Annotated in this window: 20 protein-coding genes; 10 read left to right on the forward strand and 10 right to left on the reverse strand. The window is 51.8% G+C overall.

Annotated features, from left to right (window positions below):
* The first annotated feature begins 183 nt into the window (after positions 1-183).
* Positions 184-1,167, forward strand: a complete 984-nt coding sequence (locus KGA81_RS27145; RefSeq protein ID WP_223550224.1) for a tyrosine-type recombinase/integrase — start codon at positions 184-186, stop codon at positions 1,165-1,167.
* A gap of 204 nt (positions 1,168-1,371) precedes the next feature.
* On the forward strand, positions 1,372-1,569 hold the full coding sequence (locus KGA81_RS27150) for a hypothetical protein (RefSeq protein WP_223550227.1): 198 nt from the start codon (positions 1,372-1,374) through the stop codon (positions 1,567-1,569).
* Positions 1,570-2,035: 466 nt separating this feature from the next.
* Here KGA81_RS27150 and KGA81_RS27155 read toward each other — a convergent pair whose 3' ends face one another.
* Both KGA81_RS27155 and KGA81_RS27160 read right to left on the reverse strand, forming a co-directional pair.
* Positions 2,036-2,641 (reverse strand): hypothetical protein, encoded by a 606-nt coding sequence (locus KGA81_RS27155; protein ID WP_223550229.1) that lies wholly within the window; start codon positions 2,639-2,641, stop codon positions 2,036-2,038.
* A gap of 1,177 nt (positions 2,642-3,818) precedes the next feature.
* Positions 3,819-4,079: an antitoxin Xre/MbcA/ParS toxin-binding domain-containing protein gene (locus tag KGA81_RS27160; RefSeq protein ID WP_223507731.1), complete on the reverse strand. Its 261-nt coding sequence runs from the start codon at positions 4,077-4,079 to the stop codon at positions 3,819-3,821.
* 626 nt (positions 4,080-4,705) lie between these two features.
* On the opposite strand from KGA81_RS27160, the gene KGA81_RS27165 reads away from it, so the two are divergent.
* The 3 genes from KGA81_RS27165 to KGA81_RS27175 all read left to right on the forward strand — a co-directional run bounded on the left by KGA81_RS27165 (position 4,706) and on the right by KGA81_RS27175 (position 6,748).
* Complete coding sequence (locus KGA81_RS27165; RefSeq protein WP_223507730.1) at positions 4,706-5,545, forward strand: hypothetical protein; 840 nt, start codon at positions 4,706-4,708, stop codon at positions 5,543-5,545.
* Between the two features lie 279 nt (positions 5,546-5,824).
* A complete protein-coding gene (locus KGA81_RS27170; RefSeq protein ID WP_223550231.1) occupies positions 5,825-6,121 on the forward strand; it encodes a hypothetical protein in 297 nt (98 codons plus the stop codon).
* 24 nt (positions 6,122-6,145) lie between these two features.
* Complete coding sequence (locus tag KGA81_RS27175; RefSeq protein ID WP_223550233.1) at positions 6,146-6,748, forward strand: DUF262 domain-containing protein; 603 nt, start codon at positions 6,146-6,148, stop codon at positions 6,746-6,748.
* A 210-nt stretch (positions 6,749-6,958) separates the two neighbouring features.
* On the opposite strand, the gene KGA81_RS27180 is transcribed toward KGA81_RS27175, so the two are convergent.
* Positions 6,959-8,125: a restriction endonuclease gene (locus KGA81_RS27180; protein WP_223550236.1), complete on the reverse strand. Its 1,167-nt coding sequence runs from the start codon at positions 8,123-8,125 to the stop codon at positions 6,959-6,961.
* Positions 8,126-8,513: 388 nt separating this feature from the next.
* Here KGA81_RS27180 and KGA81_RS27185 point away from each other — a divergent pair, with 388 nt between their 5' ends.
* From KGA81_RS27185 to KGA81_RS27195, 3 genes are read left to right on the forward strand one after another with little or no spacing between them, the layout of a single operon-like run.
* Positions 8,514-9,515, forward strand: a complete 1,002-nt coding sequence (locus tag KGA81_RS27185) for a hypothetical protein (protein WP_223550238.1) — start codon at positions 8,514-8,516, stop codon at positions 9,513-9,515.
* The gene (locus tag KGA81_RS27190) at positions 9,512-10,576 is read left to right on the forward strand and encodes a hypothetical protein (RefSeq protein ID WP_223550241.1); all 1,065 of its coding nucleotides are present in this window, start codon (positions 9,512-9,514) and stop codon (positions 10,574-10,576) included. The genes KGA81_RS27185 and KGA81_RS27190 overlap by 4 nt, the downstream gene beginning before the upstream one ends.
* A gap of 10 nt (positions 10,577-10,586) precedes the next feature.
* A complete protein-coding gene (locus KGA81_RS27195) occupies positions 10,587-11,261 on the forward strand; it encodes a hypothetical protein (RefSeq protein WP_223550243.1) in 675 nt (224 codons plus the stop codon).
* Positions 11,262-11,428: 167 nt separating this feature from the next.
* Here the strand turns inward: KGA81_RS27195 and KGA81_RS27200 are convergent, their stop codons facing one another.
* The 6 genes from KGA81_RS27200 to KGA81_RS27225 all read right to left on the reverse strand — a co-directional run bounded on the left by KGA81_RS27200 (position 11,429) and on the right by KGA81_RS27225 (position 19,247).
* On the reverse strand, positions 11,429-11,710 hold the full coding sequence (locus KGA81_RS27200) for a hypothetical protein (protein ID WP_223550245.1): 282 nt from the start codon (positions 11,708-11,710) through the stop codon (positions 11,429-11,431).
* A gap of 12 nt (positions 11,711-11,722) precedes the next feature.
* Positions 11,723-11,908: a hypothetical protein gene (locus KGA81_RS27205; RefSeq protein WP_223550247.1), complete on the reverse strand. Its 186-nt coding sequence runs from the start codon at positions 11,906-11,908 to the stop codon at positions 11,723-11,725.
* Positions 11,909-12,495: 587 nt separating this feature from the next.
* Entirely contained in the window at positions 12,496-13,674 is a 1,179-nt protein-coding gene (locus tag KGA81_RS27210) for a Wadjet anti-phage system protein JetD domain-containing protein (RefSeq protein ID WP_223550249.1), read from the reverse strand.
* A gap of 6 nt (positions 13,675-13,680) precedes the next feature.
* Positions 13,681-17,004, reverse strand: a complete 3,324-nt coding sequence (locus tag KGA81_RS27215) for an ATP-binding protein (RefSeq protein WP_223550251.1) — start codon at positions 17,002-17,004, stop codon at positions 13,681-13,683.
* Positions 16,997-17,746, reverse strand: a complete 750-nt coding sequence (locus KGA81_RS27220; protein ID WP_223550252.1) for a DUF4194 domain-containing protein — start codon at positions 17,744-17,746, stop codon at positions 16,997-16,999. Before KGA81_RS27220 ends, KGA81_RS27215 begins: the two co-directional genes overlap by 8 nt.
* 1 nt (position 17,747) lies before the next feature.
* Complete coding sequence (locus KGA81_RS27225) at positions 17,748-19,247, reverse strand: DUF3375 domain-containing protein (RefSeq protein WP_223550253.1); 1,500 nt, start codon at positions 19,245-19,247, stop codon at positions 17,748-17,750.
* A 1,390-nt stretch (positions 19,248-20,637) separates the two neighbouring features.
* Here KGA81_RS27225 and KGA81_RS30325 point away from each other — a divergent pair.
* Positions 20,638-20,706 (forward strand): hypothetical protein, encoded by a 69-nt coding sequence (locus tag KGA81_RS30325; protein WP_411736578.1) that lies wholly within the window; start codon positions 20,638-20,640, stop codon positions 20,704-20,706.
* Positions 20,707-21,546: 840 nt separating this feature from the next.
* A complete protein-coding gene (locus tag KGA81_RS27235) occupies positions 21,547-21,927 on the forward strand; it encodes a hypothetical protein (protein ID WP_223550257.1) in 381 nt (126 codons plus the stop codon).
* 40 nt (positions 21,928-21,967) lie between these two features.
* Here the strand turns inward: KGA81_RS27235 and KGA81_RS27240 are convergent.
* On the reverse strand, positions 21,968-22,064 hold a 97-nt coding region (locus tag KGA81_RS27240; protein ID WP_223545205.1), incomplete at its 5' end, for a transposase domain-containing protein.

Here is a 22,064-nt window from a genome sequence, read left to right on the forward strand (position 1 = left end):
ATTTAGTACTGTATTACATGTCATGTAAATACATAACACTGAATTGAAAGTTTACGCTGTTTGATCTTGATTTTCTAGAAGCCCATAATAGTGCTTTATGGCTTCTTGACTCATTGTGGCGCCCGGAAATCCTCCTAGATGCGTATGCAGGCGCAAACGTTCCGATTTTGAAGGCAAAGTACGATGGAAAAGGCAGATCGGTACCTCAGCGCCGGCACCAGGGAGAACACCCGGAAAAGCTACCGGGCGGCGATCGAGCACTTCGAGGTGACTTGGGGCGGATACCTGCCCACGACCGGCGTGGGCGTCGTTCGCTATCTGGCGGAGTACGCCGACAAGCTCTCCATCAATACGCTGAAGCAGCGTCTGGCAGCTCTTGCGCAATGGCACATAACTCAGGGTTTCCCTGATCCGACCAAGACGCCTGACGTTCGCCAAATGATCAAAGGCATCAGGGTCGTGCACCCTGCAAAGGTTAAACAGGCCGCCCCGCTACTGCTGAAGCACCTGGAGCAAGCGGTCACATGGCTTGAAAGGGAAGCTGCAGTCGCCCTTGAACGCGGAGATTACAAATCGCTGGTACGTCACCGTCGCTCGGTGGCGATCATTTTGATCGGGTTCTGGCGCGGCTTTCGAGGCGACGAGTTAGCCAGGCTAACGGTGGAGGACACCCAAGCCATAAGCGGTGAAGGCATTACCTTCTTCCTGCCCTACACAAAGGGTGACCGTCAGCATGAAGGAACGACGTTCCAAACGCCGGCGCTCGCCATGCTCTGCCCCGTGGAGGCCTACATCAACTGGATAACAGTTGCCGGGGTCGCGAAAGGCCCGGTGTTCCAGCGGATTGATCGCTGGGGCAATCTGTCAGGCAAAGCCATGCAGCCGCATAGTCTGATCCCCGTGCTCCGCCGCATTTTCAAAGAGGCAGGATTGCCAGCGGAGCTGTATAGCAGCCACTCGATGCGGCGCGGCTTTGCAACCTGGGCGTCCGCCAACGGGTGGGACATCAAGGGGCTGATGAACTATGTGGGCTGGAAGGATATGAAGTCCGCATTGCGCTATGTGGATGCTAGCGTGTCGTTCGGCGGAATCGCTTTGCGGGCGGCCCAGCAAGCTCCCTCCATTGAGAGTAAAAGGATTTCCGGTAATCAATCGCGCACTGATTGACGCCTAGGCACGAGAGACCTGGAGGTTTTCTACTCTACCCCCCCGGTTGGCGCCGGACGTCACTCAACCGCCAATGCTCCCCTGTTTGCTATGTCGATGCTGGGGGTTCGTTTGCAGGGCTAGCCATACGAGCCCCGATTGCGCAAATCGATACACCGTAAGCTACGCAATGTGAAGTTGGGACAGAGAGGAAGGAGTAACGCTATGGCATGGTTTACGGATGATCGTTCGGAGCGGGAAAAAAACAGAGAAAAAGCCTTCATCAAGGCTGTTAACAACCAGAAGACCCTCTCCGTCACCGCAGATGGAGGCATGTCCATTGACCCCATAGAGATTCAGGACAAAGTTATAGCGGCGCGGTTAGAGCTTCGGCATCTCGTCACACAAGAAAGGAAAAAGTGATTTCTGAGCAAGGTGAAGTAGGCTGTTGTGTTTCAGATCCGCAGGCCGAGAGGAACGCCGTGTCAGATAAAAAAATGCTCACAGCTCGGGAGGTCTACGTAGTGCTGCGTGATGCCCCCACGTTTTCAAGCTCCATGCGCAGAATTACAAACGCCAGCTGGGATGAGATCTACTGCGGGCTGATGACCGTTAACGTCGGCGACTGGGTGATAACGCTCTACAACGACTGTGGGGCGTTAGACTACTGCGATAGCTGTTACAGCCCCGACGGCCGAAAGTACGAATTCAGCTCAAGAGATGCATCCGATCCTATTGAGCTACTGACTCCTGCGGAGCATTGCCAGCTCGAGGAGCTCCTCCGCCGTATCTGATTCGGGCTTAAAGTTTCGCTCGCAGAGCACGTACCGACAAAGCCTCTACGAAAAGCATGACATCACGAAAAAACCAGCTGATTACTCAGAGTGGCTTATAGCTCCATTCGGAATTCAGCTGGATAGAAGCCTGCCATAGGTCTGCTATTCATGCTCGCCGTCTCCAAGGCATCCAGCGGTTCATTCCCCATTGCCTCCATCAAAGCGTTGGCAAGCCAAACGGCGTCGAGCATGCCGAAGGAATAGCCCATGAAGTCGAATACAAGTTCTACTCCTCCATCTTCAATTGTGTAGACGGTCACCATTTCAGCCCTTTCGTGCTCGCCTGACCAAGGCTCAACGACATAGACGTCATCTTCTTCTTCGTGACAGTTGAATCTCCCCTCGGCTGCGTAGTCCCACTCACCAGACGCTCTTTTTCGAAATGTCCTCGTAAGCTTGCTGTCGCATGCCGCAGGCGTCGGTACAAAACCTGCCAAATTTCCAACTGTGACGAGGACAGCATCGTAGAGACAGCGTGCGATATCTTGTGCGACGGCGTTGGCGAACCTAATCGGCATGATGTCTAAATTTAGACTGACATAGTGATCCCCCTCTCTGGATACCTGGCACGAATACAGCTCCTCATATTCACGTCCACGCCAGCAGATAAATTCGCGTTCCGAAAAAAATGCTTCTGGTTGCACTTCAGTTTTGCCCACAAATTTCTCCAATACGTTGTTCTTAAAAATAACAACGGACGTTGTGCAGAAAAACTTTAGGAAGAAAGGGTGAAATACTTGTGGAGGCTAGAATCCTAGGCCTCTGAACCAGACACACCAGGATGCCGGTCACAAGGTGTTGTCCGCCGGCAACAATGCTTCGGACTCCGAGTCAGGAAGCGGATTGAAAAGATTACGTCCTGGCAGGATGCAGATCCGACCACTCATACGAACACTAGGCTAGGCGCCAAGCTATCAGTCGAAGCACGACATTGAGCCGGGCCGCGGGGGCCCGAAATATCGATCATCTGATGGATAGCATCAGGCATCGCGAGCGAGAGCTGCTCTAGGAGTATGTAGGTACGGGGGATTGATGACGGGACTACAGGACGGACGCCCCTCCTCCATCTAGCCTGAGAAAACACAGTCCCCGGCCACTGGCAGTAGCTGTTCACGGAAAGATTGCGAGCGCCGCAAAAAGCTCAGGACATTTCTCCCCTCATCATCGATGATGTTTCCATAAATCGCGGCGTTCAGAGAAAGGCATGAAATGGTTCCGGCGGTGCATGACATGGATTTGGCGAGACACGAGACCACTGTCAGAGCAGGCACAAGACAGAGCGTTTATCACCGCAGTCAACGGATTGAAGACTCTGCGTGTGACCCGCGAAGGCGGCATGTCGATCGATCCCGAAGAGATACGCGAGCGTGTAATTGCGAGTCGTCATGCGCTTAAGCATTTCGTGAGAAAACCGTAGGCATCACCTCCCCTGACCTTTCGCCACTGGCTGTCTTGGCAACGTCTCAAAAGGAAACTCTCTGCTACGCTGGATTTCGGCGCCATCAACGCTGAGATCGCCTAGGGGCATATGCGTTCGTGGTTGAGCCAATCCAACAATGCTCAGGTTTCATACAAGGACGACAGCATGACTGACAGACGACCCTTGAATCCGAATGTAACTGTTCCCAAGCCAGGCGGTGGTGTCCAGCCTCGCTCGCGGAATCAAGACGGGCAAGTTCGCGATAAGCGTGATGACGCTGGAAAGCCCAGAAAGAAATAATTGAGAGCAGCAAAATGGCAGGTTGCTCAGAACATGAGAGCGACCTGCTTAGGCGACCGCGCTGCGAGCTAAATGCTTGCTGGTCACTGGTCACTGGTCACTGGCCATTGCTCTGCTCATGCGGGTACTCCATGTTCTAGCCGACCGATGAGGTCGAGCACTGCTTGCGTTTCAACTCTGGTACGTAGCCTCCGCAGGGGCGCTTTCCTGCCAAGCCCGCGAGCCGGTGAGATAATCCAGTTTCGCACTGCCAAAAAATCCCCTTCAAACAGCTCATAAGCGGCGTCTAAGATCGAAGTCAGCGAATGCAAACGATCGCTTTGAGCACATGTGAAACACCCAGCTTTAGCTCTCCGCGCCAGTGTCGAGTGAGACATGCTCAGGCCCTCCCTCAGCACTCTCACCTAGATCTCAGCTTTGATGGAAAGCTGTTCGAGGAAAGAAAATGGCAAACCATTGCGAATGCACTCATGGAGCTTAGAGCCGCGATTAGGTAATCCGAGGCTAGCCCAGAGGCCGACGGTGGGAAGCGCGCCTGGTTGATACTCTTCGACAAATGGCAGCATCAATTCACCTATGCACCAAGGGGTACTCTGTCGAACTCAAAACGGGAATCCGTTAATGACCCTCAGATGGGTCATTAAGTCTCAAAAGCGAGGTTAATGTCCCTTTTAGGGGTCACTAAGTGAGCCTATGAGGTCATGAACTCCAAATCCCCGACGTCATCACGCCGATAATTCACTGAGCGCCAGAGTGAGCCAGGTAGCGCAATTCTTCTGCGCTACCTGGGTGATCATAGCGATCTGAATACCAAATAATTTTTCCCCCGCCGTCGCAAAAAAATCCTCTCATTGCTGCCATCCCCCGTCGATCAACGGCGAAGCCTAAGGGTATGCTCGTAGAGTACTGATTTAATTGAAGAAAAAGCCAAAAACTTGCGCTTTTTGTCTTGACATCAAGCCTGCTGTGGTCTTCCCTAAGATGAGCACCCAGGAGAAGAGATATGCGCCATCTATCCTCGCTCAAGTTAGCTCGTGCCCTACCTGACCCTGACGACTCAGACGCTCCCTGCTACATCGTGTACAGGGTCTTTGGTTGTGTTCAGTCAAAAGATGCAAACCTTGATGATTTGCCTCAGCCCGCTGTGCATCGCTTTGCTGTAATCAATCCGTTATGTGTAAGTGGTGACATCTTCCAAATCCTGGAGGCCGCATGTGAGCTCGGGGCACTATCGCCAGTCAAGCTTATGGACGTGAGCGGGGACTCTCTCTATATCTTCTTGGATGCAAAGGTAGGCAGCACTACTTTTGCTGCAATTGAGTCGCTATGGTCAGTCGTCACAGGAGCCAGCGCCCATCGTCGTATGGCCGTGAACTTCGCGAGCGAGAGCGAAATTTACTCTGGTCGCTCCGACTATGTTTTTTGGCGGGGAGCCAAGGAAGTTCTCGAGTCAGAGGCGCTTGGGCTCACACCGGATGTGCTACCTGCGGAAGCCGCCTCCACATATGAAAATGACCGGCCTGAGGTCATTGAAGCACCCCGGCTTCAGTCGAGGCGTGATGGGATCTTGATCCCCTCCTCTGGCCTAATGTATTCCGATCTGTCTGATCTCCTGACACGGTCAGGACACCGGGGCAAGAACATGACCGAGCGAAAGCTCCTCCCCGAGACGCTGACACCTATAGAGAGCTATTTGGCCTGGATCAGTAAGCACACGATTAGCGGGTTGCCTCGTTCAAAGACAGCGGAATACTGCTGTCAACGTAAGGCACGCGCCATTTCGGAATACGAACTAAAGATGCTCACGCGGAAGAAAGAGTGGCGTGCTAAAGCAGCACCTTGAGGTATAGCCTTCGGCGGCTATAGCGAAGAGGAATGGCTAAAGTTCGTGCAGTACTGGCACGGCGTAAGGGGGAATTGCTCCGGTAGCATGGATAAAGCGGTAGCCAGTTACGTCCCATCAATGATGCTGACATTGGTCGTAACGCCCCTGCCCGATCTGCGTAGCGGAATGGTACAAAGCCATTCACAGCACGCCATTGCAAAATAATTTTTCGTTTGTGCTCAAGGTTTTCAAAAATCATCCGTTTTTCATCTGTATGTACATGATGAGAAATCAGCTTTGAACCAGTCGACGATTGCTTTTATCGAGCGCCTAATTGGCGCCATCGCGTTTTCTCAAACGATCCAAGGCAATCGGCAGCGGAGAGCATGGGAGCGATTGATCAATTACATCGGATCGTCCGACTCCCTTCCGGAGTTTGACAAAGCTTCGGCCCGGGCGGAGGGATATGCCCAGGCCCTGGTAGACAGCGAACAGATCGACACCAAATCCACTGAGTGCGACCTACTGATAATTGCGACCATTGATGAATGGCGCCGGCATCACATCCACTCAAATACCCCGACCCGCGTGTAGCACCACCCTCCCCTAAGGAAATCGATGTCCCCCATATTTCAGCGCTACGCCGATGACGAAGCTTCAGATATCACAATCCAAATGCCTCAACGGATTCTGGCGACCTCAACTCACCAGTGTCCTATTGATGTCCTGGCTTGCCGATTGGAGAAGTACCAAGCAGATCCTTCGTCTGTCCACGATAAATATCCTTGGGCCACACGGTTCGTAATGGGCATTCCCGTTCCGTCCTGGCAGCGGCACTTAGTGTGGAATGTGGGGCAAAAGGCTCGATTCATTACTGCTGCCTGGTCGGGTGCAGATCTGGGGAGTTATCTCACGAACGAATGGAGCGGTTCCGCAGGTGCAGACAGGACTCTGGCCGAGAACAGTGAGATCCTGATCGATGGCCAGCAGCGTTTGCATAGCTTAGAAGAGTATTTTCTGGATCGTCTGGCTGTCCCAGATCTTCTAGGTCAGCCGAGGGTTTGGTCTGAGATTAGCAATGGCGAGCGTAAACGTTTCTTGTCTTCGATCTTTGCACATTCCAGTGTCTGCTCTGACGACGAGGTGGCGTTGCGCAAGACTTATGATCTTTGCGCTTTAGGTGTAACGCCTCGCACGCACGATCAACGCGCGGCTCGATAAGCTTCGGATGCTTTGTTGTTCGGGCATGCCCCTTCGGGGATGGCTGTCGTAAACCACGCCCCGTCTTCGACGGGTCATGGCCCTGCGGGCTTCCATCCTCTTGCCCTGCGACCTACCTGGTCTGCGCGCTCCGCTTGCACATTGGCCTGGGCCACCCGCTGTCTTGGATATCCTCTACATCAATCGCTTCACCACGCTGCACGAACAGCGTTATGCACTTTCTTCCTCAGCCTGAAAGACCTCGATGAGCTTCTGGTTGTAGTCATCTAGATACCTTTGCAACCCTTCGCGATCAACCAGCCGAACAGCTGCCGTACTCGCCAATTCTTTTGCAGACCGGGTGAAGTACGAGTTAGTGACCACCATGGCCTCATCGCAACCGTAGAATGCTTTGGCTGAGATGGCCTGCTGCACAGCGGAATTACCCACCGAACCTGAGTAATTTTTCGCTTGGATCACCATGTTTTTGCCGAACCGGCTCACGAACAGATCAGCACCTTGGTCAGCCGTTCTTTTGGTCTCTTTGACGTCGTAGCCAATGGTTTGGAAGATCTCGACAAGAAAATCCTCAAACTTGAATCCGTCCATGGCATCCACGAGATACATCGTGATGAACTGGTCTGGATTGAAATGCTCAAGCTGGCTCTCCAGGCGCTCCACCAAAATATCGAAATGAATCTCCTCGCACAGGCTCAATGCGTTGCGAAATGCTTGCATTGGCAGCAGTGGGATTCCAGCCGTGGTGGCGGCTTGAGGGTTGACTTGGACTCCTGAGAAAGAGACGTCGTTCTCCCACAGGAAGTAGTAGAACAAAGCGAGGTTAGCTCTGAAACTGACACCTGCTTCCTCTATCCAAGATCTTAAAGTATCAGCCAGATTTGTCTTGAGATGACGACTGAGTTCAATAGAGAAACCGTTGTATTCCGAGTTGAACGCGGTGGTCATCAACAACTTATCTAGTAGAGATGGAAGCTCTTCAAGCTCATCGAATCCCTTGCGGATCAGAACCTCCCTGAATAGCTCCCGCTCCGAGTAGACGCCATCCATCCTAGGCCCAGGCGCTCCACGCTCATCAGCACTCCCGGCGCTTTCGCGTGTGGTGTGAATGAAATTAATGAAGTACGGCTGCTTTAGCTCGGAATACTTCCTGAGGACGTTATTCAGCAGATCGTTGAGCTGGGCCTGTTCCTTTTTCTTCCCCAAAAAATCTTTTAGGAGACCTTTCGACCTGTACTGAAAGTCCGGGTAGAAAGACGGGTCGAGTGGAGTCAGGTGGCTGGAGCTCAGCTCAGACGACGGTGAAAGCCCAGAGCTTGCGCACCAAGGACAGGTCGTTTCAAACGTCGCACGATTGCATCCGTTGCATTGGTAGATCATCTTGCTCGCCCCTTCCAGAAGTCATCACGCGGCTTGGTGCATGTCCCGCCGGCGACCATAGCGCAGTGCCATCAAAGCGTCCATATACCTCTTTACTTAACGATGATCATCCGTTCTATAACTGCACCAAGATCTATAACTAGCGCACGACGTATCGAGTGGGTTTCATTCGCGCAACGCTCCTCCACCAGCTTTCGCAAGGTGTCCAACCTAGCTAACCTTCACACGCTCACTGAGCATGTCCTTTCAAATGGTTTTTATCGAACAGGGCTTACCCGGACAACCACTGCTCTCGGTCAAGGCCCACATAGGGCCTACAAATTCGATGCGGGCTGCTATGATGGCCAATAGCCTAGAGGCTAATCCGAAAATTTGCTAGGAATGCACCATGTCGGAAACAGTGAATATTGGCGAAATTGCAGAGGCGCTAGTCCAAGACATATTTTCTTATTTCAAATGGGAAATAAAACCCCGATGGAATGAAAATTTCAACTGCCATTGCCCTCACCACCTTACACCAACAAAAAAACAAAAAGACAAACATCCTGGCGATGTGATTTTTTTCTATGAAGATCCATACCTCGGCTCAACCATCTATTTGCACTCAGATTTGAAAGCCTACAAAGAAGAATCAATAACCAAAACCAAAGTTCGTGAAGCTTTCAAAGCACTAGCCATGTCCATTGAATGCGCGCAGTCTTCTGAATCCTGGAGAAGCACCTTCGGCATAGATACATTAGAAGAACATGAAGTTCGTGGACTATTGATTGTTCATAATCACGACCATGGTTACCAAAAAGCATTTAGTGACCTTATCGACAATATCGGCTTCGACTCCATCCCGATTCCGGCTAATGTCTGCCTTCACTTCTTTGGCCCTGAAGATCTGATGCGCTTGTACAGCATAGCAAACGACATCATGCGTCTAATCCACCAACGCAAAATCTCTTCTGACTATACCTTCTATTACCCCGACCTAGTGATGCGACACCGGCAGGGTGATGTCTGGGGTCAGCCGGCTACCGTAGAGGCGCTTACCAGTCCCTACCTTATTCTGCAGCACTATAATCTACAGTCAGGAAACAACTCACAAGCTGGCTACGTCGTATATTACAACCGGCCTGGCGCATCTCCCGAAGAGTTTGAATACCTTCTCGACAGTCTTTCCCGTTACCAAATGCTCGAGTCCGGCAAAGAGGTTCAGATTCGCGTCACCCATAAGTCGCCACATCAAGATGTAACGGCAAACTTCAACCTTGCAAAAACAAAGTACGCGAAAATGTGGGGTTTCGATCCCATACGCGAGCAGGTTTTAAACGGAATAAAAATTTCCTCTATCACATCAATGGTAGATGGTTACAACATTGCATGGATGGGTTGGAGAGAATGAAAAAGAGAAAATTTGGCCCTGCGCTGTATTTCGCATCTGACAAAAACGTATTTGACGCGCTCGTACAGAAACATAAAGTTGACGCACAGACGTTAACTACTCTTTTCAGAAATAGAAACACTATCGTTTCTAAAGCTACCGACCGTGAAATATTAGCTGATTACTTTTCCCGGCTTACTCATGACTACTACGATCACAAGCTCATTTCCGAAAAAATTGGAATAGCCCCTCGCAGGGAACGTTCAACGACCGTAGAGCTTATGGGCGAACTGGACGTAAACAAAGTTCGCTCAGCCATCGAAGATTTGAGACGAGAGATCATCGAGTCTGGAGACAATGCTTACGTCTCACGAGACGGTGATAACTTCAGCTTAACGATTCAATACTCCAGATTCGATTACAAAAAATCCGAGTTCGCGCAGCTTGTTGTCAAGGATGCGGTAATAGAGTTCACGAAAACAGACGGTGGATATAGCATAGTTTCACCCCAGAATGACTTCACCAACGACATTCGCGACGAGATAGTTTCAAATATAACAACCCAAGCACCCACCCCAATTGAAAAGTTTGTTGTCACACTTTTTGACAAGCCTTCACCGCAGGTAAGAACGAAGTTTTTCATTGAGCTGATCGATGGGCTTGATGGGTTTAGCAAGCGGGATGTCACGGATGTTTACGTATACAAACCGAAGCCATCTGATGAAGATAGAGATGATCTTACAAGCGACGAAGACGAAACACATATCGAAAAAGTGTTGCTCCGCGGAAACGGCGTGAACAGATCGGGAATTCTTAATGATTTAGTGTCATCAGATACTTACTTCATTATAAAAATTTGCTGGCTGACCAAGCGGGTGCTAGGAAACGGGGACATTTATAAGCTTGAGGCATCTTTTGCAGACCCCAAAGACTGTCATAAATTCTCGGTACTATTAAAGTCTGTTCATCCAAATATTGATGGAAAATTCCCTCGATCTAGAACTCCTTTAAAACCCGAGATCGATGAACTGTCGAAGGCGATTGAGACGTCCGCTAAAAAAGCCATGTCAGCTATAAAATAGTGAGGCAAGCATGATCTCAAGATTTAAGTGGTACGCCGTTCGAGTTCCTTGTTCCGTGGAGGAACTTCTACAGAGGCTGGCGCGAAGTCGGTATGAGCCCACACTGCATACGGGATTTATAGTTGATGTTCCAGAGCGCTCATTCCAGTTTATCTGGAGAACGTCAATTTACGCTACTACCATAAGCCTTGACGGTATTAGCAGGCAGGACGAGGTCGTGTCAATTTGCAGTCAAAAGGTGAAAATACTTGGTACTGATCAACTAATATTTCGGATGGAAGATCCACCTCGCTCTTCAAAAGAGCTTCTCAACAGGTTGGATAAAATACTTGGCTTCGGGTTTAGCTGCGAGCAAATATTCGTCACTGACCAGATAGTGAGGGACTCAATCAAAACATTCCAAGCTATCACCCTGAATTCGTTGAAGCTATCAGGATCCATAAGCTCCATTTCTGCCATTGCACGTGTAGAGATCGCCTCCAAGGTAGGAATAGATCCCGAGAGCATTGAGGGTTTCGGTTTGTCGCAATCAGTCGTGGATGCAGGATCTTACTCGGTGCGCTACAAGGGTTTGACGGGCCAGGTGGGCTTCACGAGAACGGGGATTTGTAAGCTCAGCGGTGACCTAACGCCTCGAATCCAGGCGTGCATCGAGACGACCCTGATGAGTGACCTCAAGAAGTAAATTCATCTCAGTAAAAATACCACGGCAGAATCTGCCTGACCTGACCTGACCTGACCTGACCTGACCTGACTCGCGCGCGCGCGATCAGCTCCGACTCGCAGGCTTACCCCATCAACTCTTATAGGCACACAAGGAGTACAGATGTACTCCTTGTGGCGCTTTTCCCATTAAGACGAGAGATAAGCTTGCTCGCGCAACAAAGCTAGCCAGTACCCTAGGGTGAAGGGCGAGGTGAGGCGTATCTGCACCTCACTTTTCACTTCCAGGGCCCCACCTTGTCCGTCTTGGTTGAACGCAAGGATTTGCGCAGGGGTGTGGGTATTTCTAGTGGGGGCATCAGCCTCATCAAGAAATTGCCGAACGATGGAATCCGCCAAGCTCGCTTCAGCAGGAAATGTTGGCTTCTTTTGCCTTACGGGCAGTTTGAACTCGATCACTTTACCCAACATGGCTGGCTAATCTCATTTTCCGGGCTTTCTTACGGTTTGAACTTGATCCGCATTGGCTATCAGCGCCTTGGTTACGGCTTGGCTGATGATTTCGTCAACGCCTCCCAGCGTCTTGATGCGCCCTTCTCTAGCGGCTCCTCCCGAGCTTGTATTGCCAGTACGAGGGTTTAGGTATGGTTTGGTGAATGGATCGGACATGGGGTACTACCTCCACTGAGACAGTCCTACCCCTTAATCATATGCTTCTGCTGTTAGCAGTCTGTATTTGCCGCCGAATGGCTGGGTGACTTGTTTTCTTGATTGGCGTGCCGCCTACGGCGGATGGCTGTCGCAAACTGCGCCCCGCGATGCGGATCTCGGCCCTGGAGGGCTTTCACCCTGCTCGCCTGCGCGCTCCGCTTGCAAGAACTGGCCTCGGCTTAGGGCGCTGTCTGTGAATTATGGCCTTGATAGCGGCAGTTCCTTGACTCTCAAACCTGGAGCTTAGGCGATGACTCACTAATGACGACACCACTTTCCGAGTAGCGCTGATGGTACTACTCGCATAGCTCTACCGGAGAGTGGTGAGCAGCCGCCTTCCGCGGGCCACGGACAGGAAGCCCCACATCACACCGGAGAAAAGGCGGCAGTACTTTGACGTGAGCGAGTAACCCGGGGCAGCGCCCCAAGAATATGGCTCACTTTCCTTTGCGAGGAAACTGCGATTTGACTGCGTCTCAAAATATTAAGAAATGTTGTATTTTTGACATTTCTTAGGCGTACGAGAATGTCTTCGAAACCATGCTTCAATAACAACTGCTCGGGCCATAGTATTTGATACTTGAAGTCACCCAAGCCTGTAATGCTTCGTGTACGTCCTGCTGCGGGATAAATTCTTGCTCTAACCTCCCCTTCGTGCGTTTCACCAATAGGCAGAACAACTCGGCTTCAGAGTCCGTCAGACCAGGTGGAGGCGTATCTTGCGCTCGTACAAGCTCTTTTACGGCCGAGCCACGCTTATGTTTGTCAAAGGCGGCTTTGGACATCAACAGTGATGTCACCTCACCATGCTTCACACGAGCCCGTGCGAGCATCTGCAGACCCCAGGTGTCCATGTCTCCCCAGTAAGCAACTGCCTTCTCGCGATGCCAGGTTGACCCCAGCCACTCTAAGTCTAGGCCACATCCTAAAATCGCAACTGTTCCAGGCACATCCAGCAAGTGGTGAAGGCATTTTTCGTTCTCCACGACCAGAAGCCGCGCTCCAGGCAATGCCACCTGAGCAAGCTCTGAAGTCGTCACTTTCTGTCGCTTGAACGGCAGAAGCCCGGCCTCGAGTGGTACTACCAGCACCCAGTGGTTTGTCTCGTCATAAGCGTCCAGAAAGCCACACAAACTTTGCTCTGATGCTTCCCCCTCGAAAAGGACGTCTAACAATTTTCTCAAGAGCGCGTCGTTCCGCTCAAAGAATTTCGTGTCAACGCCATATCCCGAGAGCAGTCGCAAAGGCTGACCCTTCGCACATCCTGGAGTCAGTTTCGAGGCTAGCACAGCCGCCTGAATGACCTCATCGCTCGACCGTTCTTTCCAGAGAAGCCGCCGGGCGATGAGCAATTTATGGAAATGTTCGGGCACGTGCTCGACTAGATACCCCAGAGCTTCGTACTCCTCGATGATCGATTTATCACCCGTAGCGGTCACCCACTCAGACGGGGTGCGCAGACACCATTTGCTTGGGAAGTTGATTTTTTCGGCTCCGTTTCTAAATGAGGCGCTCGACCATTCAACCCTTCCAATACTGACCCCACGCCATGCTTCCACGTGTCTTTGGAGCTCTGATATCCGTGTATTGAAACACCGCGCAGAAGGCCTACCGATACTTAGCTCCCACGGCCAAGCGGCTGGATTGAGAAGCTGCTTGAGGCGAACACCTGATTTTTGCCATTGCTGGGCTAACCTCTGGCGAAGATCTTCCGGCGATTTCATATCGTTTCACTGAGTATCGACAGGGCCACTGCCGTCATCATTTCTGTCTCTAGCTTTCCTGCTGTGATAGTAGGTTTCGAGCTCTTTCCAGCTCATAGACACCATCGTCGATGCGCCATCTTTTTTGTGGACTATGATGGCGGATCGAGTGTGCAGCCGGAGGAGTCGTAGCTCCTTGTTGGGGGTTACAAAGATGGGGTGCAGCCCGAACTCATTAAGTGCAGCGATGATTCGCGCAGCAACGCTTGCGGACGTTCTAGAGAATGCTTCGTCGAGTACCACGGTGCCAAAGAGCGGTTTGCTTTCCCCTACAGGACACAGGGCATACCCAAGCGCAGCAGTGAGGATGTAAGAGGCGATAATTTCCTTTTCGCCCCCGCTATCGCCATATGAGCCTTTCCTGCCTGCTGTTGCTTCCTTAGTGAGTGCATCAACCACCGCAACCGAGAACTCTAATCTGAACCTCGAGTCGAGCATTGCCCGCGCGCCCAATGTCTTTCTTTTATCGCATGCCCTCCTGAGGCTCTCCACCACGACCCTCAACGCTCGATAGTGGGTCTCGCCGACGTCATCCGTAAAGCGAGCGGTGTTCAGCTTTCGCTGTGCTGACTGTAGGGATACCAAATCCTTATGAACAATCTTGCTTGTAACGAGGCGAAGATATTTTCCTGGCAGAAACTCAACACGTCGCAGGGTGTTATTAAGTTCCTCGATACGTTCCTCAATCAGTACGACCTCTTGTTCAACAAAGCTCAAGAGCTGGGTAACACCGTCATCGGACGAGCGATTCAGATAGGTAAGGAAGCGCTCGACTTTTTCGGGAAGAGCTTCGGTGGTGAGGATCCTGAGCCGCTCTAGGTATACAGGCGCATCGGTTACTTCAAGACCAACTTCAGCCAGCGCACCAGTATCAATTGATTTGGCTTCAGACATCCTCTTGATCAGATCACTTTCCGCCCTGTTCAATTTTTCGTACAATTCTTTCATCTGAACTATGTGGGCATGCGAACACCGGAGCTCAATATTTTCTAATTCTTCCAGTTCAGAAGCAATCACGACGGGAAGGTGTTTTTCGAGTTTTCCACGTTGTTCTGGTGTTAATCCTTTTTCAGCTAGCTCCGACTTCTTGCTGAGCTTATCCATAGCAGTGCCAAGTCGGTCTTTCAATCTGGTATAAACATCGCGTGCATTGAGACACTCAATCTCGAGCTCGTCCGCTTTCTTGATACCATCATCCAGAAGCAACTTGGCTGAAGCGACGTCTGTACCGGGTTGAGTGAAATAATCCAACTGGCCTTTAAGGTCGGTCAACAGATTTTCAGCGCCACGGAGATCTATCAGACTGAATTCGACTTCGTTGATGAACCTATAAGCCATGCTGACCTCTTCGAGATCACCTAAGCGATCCCGTGCAGCTCTCAATGCTTCAAGGGCAAGCTCAAGCTGATTACCTGCATCAGAGATTTGCTGACTCAAGAATGTCAACCGATCTCGGTTATCGAAGCCTGTGAACCAATCAGAGTTCAATAGGCGCTGATCTCGCTTTTCAAAGAAGTGAGGCTGCCCAGACATCATTCCCTCCTTAGTCATAGCGTGAGGGGTTGCCTGCAATGCATCCGAGCTTTCTACGCAGTGACGGTCGTTTTGTGCAAGTAACGCTTCTACCGCTTTCTTGAACGGATGTGGTTTGAGCTTGAGCTTCCGAACGTACCCGTCAGGCAAAGTCTCTCGAACCTTTAGATCCAGATCGACCTCAAGGACTCTCACATGCAGATGATTGTCACGGGCGTTGATCCATCGTAAAGCATGTGTAGCTCTGTCAGACGGAACCAAGATTCGAAGCCTATGCCCGCCGAGCGCCCGCTCAATCGCGCCTCGCCACTCCTGTTCTTCTGGCTTCACTTGCACCATCTCAGCCACGAAGGGCAATTGAGCCTCATCTACCTGGAGGTGCTGGGCAAGTTGGCTACGAAATTGGTGGTATCGCGTTGGTACGTTTGAGCCCGGTCGTTGCTTGACCTCCTCAACCTCCAGGTTCAATGCCTGGAGACGCCCGCGAACATCCGACTCGTTGATCCCCAACTGAAACGCCTCTGAGCGCTGATCTAAAATCTGATGCGTTAGTTCCTCATACCGTTGAATCGCCAAAGCTTTATTTTGGGCAAGGCCAGCTTCGGATAGCTCTTCGGTAAAGCCCAGCCTGCGCATCCGCACCTGGTACTGAGCTGAAAACGTTGCTCTGACGTTCCTAGTAGAATTCCACTCGTCCACGCGCTTTTGCAGTTGATCAATGCTGGCTCCGCCCTTCTGCAAGTAGGCTTGACGGAACATCTCGCATTGTTGCAGCAACTCGTATCGCTGCTCACCAAGGTGCTGCATGGTGAGCGCCGCCTCCTCCGCTTCCTGCTCCAGTCTTCTTTTCTCTGACGACCAGCGTTGGTGGGACTGCTCGGCGAACCAGATCGGCGCTAGCTCGCCAGCAAGCTGCAGTTCTTCAATACTTTCTGTTTGCGTCTTGTAGGTTTCCCACTCCCCCACTATGGGCTTGAGCTTTTGCTGTTGTGCCCGAGCAGTTTCCAGTTCGTGGTGAATAACGTTGAGGTCATCGAAGCTTTTGACGACCTCACCTGCCCGCTTGAATGCAGACCGGTCATCCAAGACAAGATCGCGAAAAATTGTATCAATATCAGTTAGTTGCTTAATACCAGCAGCTCGGTTCAACAAGGCGAAAGCGTTGTCACCGACCTGGAACAAGGCGCGAATTTGTGCGAGGTAATCCCTGCGGGTAGAGTGATAGTTGAGTCCTTGAACATTATTTTCTAATTGCTCGAGCCCATGCTTACCCTCCTCGTAAAAAATGGCGAGCCAAGATTCCAAGCACTCTTCCGGGTTGGTGCTAAAAATCCAATATTTACCAAGCTCTGCCATCGCTGAGCTGGTACCTTCGAAATGAAATATCACACCCAAGCGAAGCAGTTGCTGCCCTCGCCGAAGAGTGGCACATATCCCTGAAACTGTTTGCCCAAGACGGGTACCTTGCTGCTTCGATTGTTGCCCATCGCCCAGCCCAGACACTCCCCGGACATATGACACCAAGTCTCTGTCACTATCATTCCCACCTGTAGAAGCAAGGTTGTAGCGAGGATTTTGGCAAATTAATGTCATAAACGCGTCGACGATTGTCGTTTTTCCGCTGCCTGTTACGCCAATCAAGGACGTTCCATCGGGATCGATCGGAGAGAGGTGCAGACCGTCGAAGCTACCCCAGTTGTAGATCTTTAACTCCGTCAGCACATAGCCCTCAGAGCTCCCGCTAACTGGATTACTCATGGGAGTCCTCTCCTTCCTCGCTCATAGGTGAGAACTGGTCGGTATTAAAATCGTGAGCTAGCAGCCACTGGAGCAAAGCTGTCAGATTTTCAGGGTTTGCGACGTGAGCGATCAGTGGGCGTATCGTGAACCTGTCACTATGCTCATTCATGGAAATGAGATGGTGATTTCTCAACTGCAGGAGCAACCTAACCGCCCTTTTCCGATCTTTGAAGTCGGCACCGTGCTCTCCGAGATAGGCCCGCAGATGAGTAATCACGTCATCTACGGTCATTTGAGGAATGGTAGCTCCTATACCGTTCTCCATCTCGCACTCGATCAAATATTGTCTAAGCACTGCAATCAGCAGCGTTTGCTCAAGGCTGAAGGCATGATGGCGAATCAAAGGATGCGTCCACCCTTCGACGATGACATCGGACGCATGGAGCACTCTGATGAAAACCAAACCTCTGATTTCGTCAAATTGAACATTAAGATCGAAGGGCTCAAAAATCTGATCCACTAGCTCGGCGTTTGCCAACGCGGCCCGGTAGAGTCGCTCATAGTCTGCCTCTTCGATGAAACCGTGCTTAAACAACTCCTGAACCACTTCTCTAATCACGCGGGGGGTTCGTTGATCGTCGTCCTCCACGTCCAAATCATCGATTTCCAGATCTTCCAGCTCACGTTCCTGCTCCGCATTTTCGCTGAGTTCCTCTTGATCACCAGGCTTGCCTGTCAATTCATCAAAAATACTCGGCATGTCAGAGCTCCCATTTGATATTGCGAAGCTTCTCGCTCTCAAGCTGGGTAAAAGGCAGATGGAAGCGCCACCGGCGATGGTCTTTGTCTGTCAGATCAAGTGGGGCTGTCTGCTCCTCGTAGATATCTATTCCTGCTTCCCGGGCCATGGTGATCCAGATGGTGAAGCACTCAAGGTCGTGCGTCGGAGGAAGGAGCGAAGCTAGCTCCACCAGGGACAGTGGACGCCCCTGCTCTGCTAACACTCTCAACGTCTCTCTAATGAATGCATCTCGATCCAAGCCATCAAAGGAAAGCCAGAACTCCTCTTCAATTTGATCGAGAGATACGTGGCGGCGACTTAGGTCGAGAACCGGTGCTTCCTCTCCAGAAATGCCTTTGAAGCGCAGCCGCTCAACCACAGGCACTTTGACCAATGCCATCCCGATCGGAGGAAGTGGCACTTCTTGTAGCCGTACAGCCTGGCGATTCCAATCCAGGTTCACAATCAAGCTGAAGATTTCGTTCAGTAAGTGTCCCACTCGATGGTGCTCAACAACGAGCCCGGTTTTCATGAAGCTTTTGACGTCTCGCTCACTGCGGGCCCTGGCTTGTAAAACCAACTCGGTCTCTTGAATCAAACGCGGCACCAGGCGCAACAGCGCAATCTGCTGAGGCCTGGCCAGTGCTTTGAGAGCAGCTGGATGGCGCATGATGTTCTGAAGACGAAGCCTCATCCGCTGGAGTTCGTGAGGTGTCCACAATTGCTGTAGGAAGCTGTCAAACACCCTGCCTTCAGGCGTGCTCAACAAAGCTTCTTGCCCGTCGAGCAGGTTGTCGACGATCTCTCCCCTGTGAAATTTTTCACTGATGATGGACTGACGTAATGATCTGTCGGCATCGCGCCAAGAATCTTCCATTCGCCGGAAGTCTGCAAGCAGGCCAATAGCGAGTCCGTAAACCTCTCTAATCGCTTCAATGGCCTGCTCTTCATCGAGCACGGGAATTAGTCCAGCTTTCGCACGCTCGAGCTCATCCTGAAGCTCTTTAATACGCCGTTCTAGGGCAAGCTTCCTACTCCTCAGATCTGAATTCAGATGCGTCTCAAGATTTTCAATTTCCCGCTGCACCACTGACAACCGAGAGGCGGTCGACGTCATCACGCGGTTTTCGAGGGACTCGGTGAATCGGAATGCCGACGCCAAGAAGTCTGTCGCGTATATCCGTCCATTACGCTCGACGATGAGCCGGCGCTTTATACATTCCCTGAGCTCTAGGTTTGCTTGCTGAAGCTCAGTCCCACGCGCTATCCCGTAAAGTTCAGGATCAGAACAATTGGCCAAAGCATCAGCAAGAGAGCGGAGCGCATCGCTCATCTCGATGCCGTCACGACCTGGCTCGAAAAGCAGTCCGAGGCTGGCAAGAACAAAAGGGGCGCATCGCGAGGCGAGCAGTAGCCATGCGGGGTTTTGCGTGCGGAGGCCAACAAAGTGTTCTGCGCGTTGTTGAAGGCTTTCTTCCATGGGATTGATACCCCATAGGTGAACCGCGGCGAATCGGTTGTGCCGCTCGCGTAATAGGCCACCGCTACGCTATTTGCCCGATCAAGCGTAGCCGGTTTGGCCGAACTAGCAAATTTTCAGGTCACCAAAACTTAACCGGATGCGCTCGACCACCCGATGATCTGGCAAAAGCCGAGAAATGGATCCGCGAAATGCCTTATCTAGGCGTGCGGGCGCCTTTGACACGCTTGGAAGCACCGCCGGCCTGGAGGTGTCCAAAAACACATACATCGATCGTACGCGCAGTTGTTCGCACCAACGAGTACTCAGATTTCAGATGCCCAAGTCGTGCTCAAGCCGAAAACCTCGTAGATCTCGAGAAAGCTCGACCAAAGGCATCCGAAGCAAAAGACCCTGTGCTATGTGTTGGCTATAGCAGGACAAGAGTGCGATTTTTTCTGGAGGTTGGTCGAGATGGGGAAGCGCCAAGTCGGCTTCGATCAAGGCGCTCTTCAACAACTGAAGATTTTCGTCACCCAGCCATTCTCGGCTGAGGTACTCCACTTTACTACGCACCTTCGGCGGCCCATAGCTGAGGAGAAGTTCTACTATCGCTTGTTGAAGCGCAGCAGCCCCAAGATGTGACCTGGCTACTTCCCAAAGCCTACCTTCTTGCGCCAGATCCAAGCGCCAATGAAACCTACCTCTGACTGTCATTATTGGCCATTCGCTTCTTCCTGTACGTCGTCTGCCCTCTCGGCCATGCGGCGTCACTGATAGTGGTACCCACGAAAAACAAACTCCGGAGGTTCTCGGGCACCCGACCTGGTTTTGACTTTTCGAGTGGCTTGAAAAGCTAGCCGCGACTCACGTCGCGAACAAACGATCTGTCCTTCCCATCGACGAGTTCAAGTATCCATTCACTTGGGCCTTCACTTTTCAGTACCAAACAGCCGGATCCTAGGCAAAAGCAGTAGAAATCAATCGAGTCGACTGACACAAAACTTATGGATGCCAAGACTGGGCGAAGACTCCAAGATCTCTGCTTCTATTTTGTTATCAAATAAGAACTCCGATTTCTCTTTTTGATTTCAAGGGCATTGAGAAACTATTTTTTCGATGGCGTCCTGGCACTCCTGTTATCCCTCACTGAATCTGACGGTATTGCCACGCTTTCCTAGCCCGTTGTGCTGGCTCTGCGTCCTTGCGCCAAAGCGGCAACCGTCCATCTTCCCCACTACAACATATGCATGATGCTTGGCATGACCGTCGTCGGCGCGGCCGTACGTAGCGCTCTACGCCGCAACACGTGCGCCTATGACGTACCTGCATCTTCGCATTCAGTAGGCATGGAGTCGTGCGTATGATTGCGCTGGGTGGCGGTAAAGGTGTTTCAGACCGAGCCCGCAAGATGCGCAGACGGAAGCTGCCCGTGCTGCCATTTGATTTGCACCTTGGTGGGTTCAGCGAGAACGGCTAAGGAGCGCTCGGCCTTCACGCAAACTTCTTCAAGGAGCCCCTGACGTTGTTTCCGTTCACGGGCGAGCAGGTGAAAGGCCGACTGGACAGCATGTCTCTGCAGGAGCCGCTCCACTGCCTGGACAAGCTGGCAGATCTTTCCGTTGGAATGTTCCAAGATGAGATCGTGGCCAGGGAAGCAGCACGCTCTCCTGACCTCCTGACCTCCTGACCTCCTGACCTCTGGTCATCACGGCCATCGCTATTGAGCTGGCAGCTGCAAAGAAAGTGTTCGTGTTGACGAAGATGTTCCTGCGTGCTTCACCGCACATGGCGTCCACTATTGGCCCGCGAGGATCCAACGAGCAGACGGCCCACTTTCTTGCGTCATCGCTTCTCTTGGCAACGCTGGCAACGTCAATGCAACCGCCATCACAACGCTCCTGCTGTCAGAGCTGAAACCCAAAAAGCTTCTGATGATGGGGATCGCAGCGGGCCGGCGTAAAAAACTGAGCCTCGGTGAAGTCATTTTGTCCGAACGCGTCGTGTACTAAGAAGGGGCGGCGGCGCTCTCCGCTGGCAAGCTTGCAGCGCGATCGGGCATGCCTCGACCTGGGCTTTCTACCCAGCAAGATCTCAATGCTTACTTCGCAACCGCGTCCTTACCCGATCGACTGCAAGAGCATGCCGACGCAGCGGGCGAGTGAGATTGCAGAGCTGCTGCCGCATAGGTGGCAACCGGCGTAGGCGTGCAAGATGGGCTGCCTAGACGGCACGCTCCTGGGCGAGCCATTGACTCGGAGAGTAGCTTTTGGCCATATATTCGGGGATGCCCTCGATTCCCTGCCCTTAAAGGAAACTCATGAAATCACTCTTGCTAATTCCGGCGCTGTTTTCGTTTGCAGTCTCGGCTGCTGAGACGCCACCGACGCAATCTGGCCCAAATCCCATGCAGTTTACAGGGCGAGTATTCACACTTGCAGCTGATGACCCGCTAAAACAAATCAAGCCTCCTGCCAAGATTGGATATAGCGCATTGGTTCTTGATGAGTCGATGACTGTTCGAACCGACATCGGCGTTATGGTCACTACGGATCGTGTGCAGTTCGCATTAGATGATGGAGATAGCTTGCCGAATGGGGCCAGAGTGAAGCTCGATTGTGGCTTCGTCATGGGGGCTGAGACTCAACACCACTTCGAGCCGCTGTTTTGTGGCCAAAGCAAATTGACCGTTTTACAGTAGTGGGTAGCTCGTAAGCGTCCGGCGAACACTCCTTGCGTAGTTAAACGGGCGCCCACTTGTACGGGAGCAATTCCGTAATTTCACTCGCCCGCTGCGTCGGCAAACGAGTCAGAACGTCCTTTAGATATGCATACGGA

The organism is Pseudomonas sp. A-B-19 (assembly GCF_019947515.1).
Taxonomy (GTDB): Bacteria; Pseudomonadota; Gammaproteobacteria; order Pseudomonadales; family Pseudomonadaceae; genus Aquipseudomonas.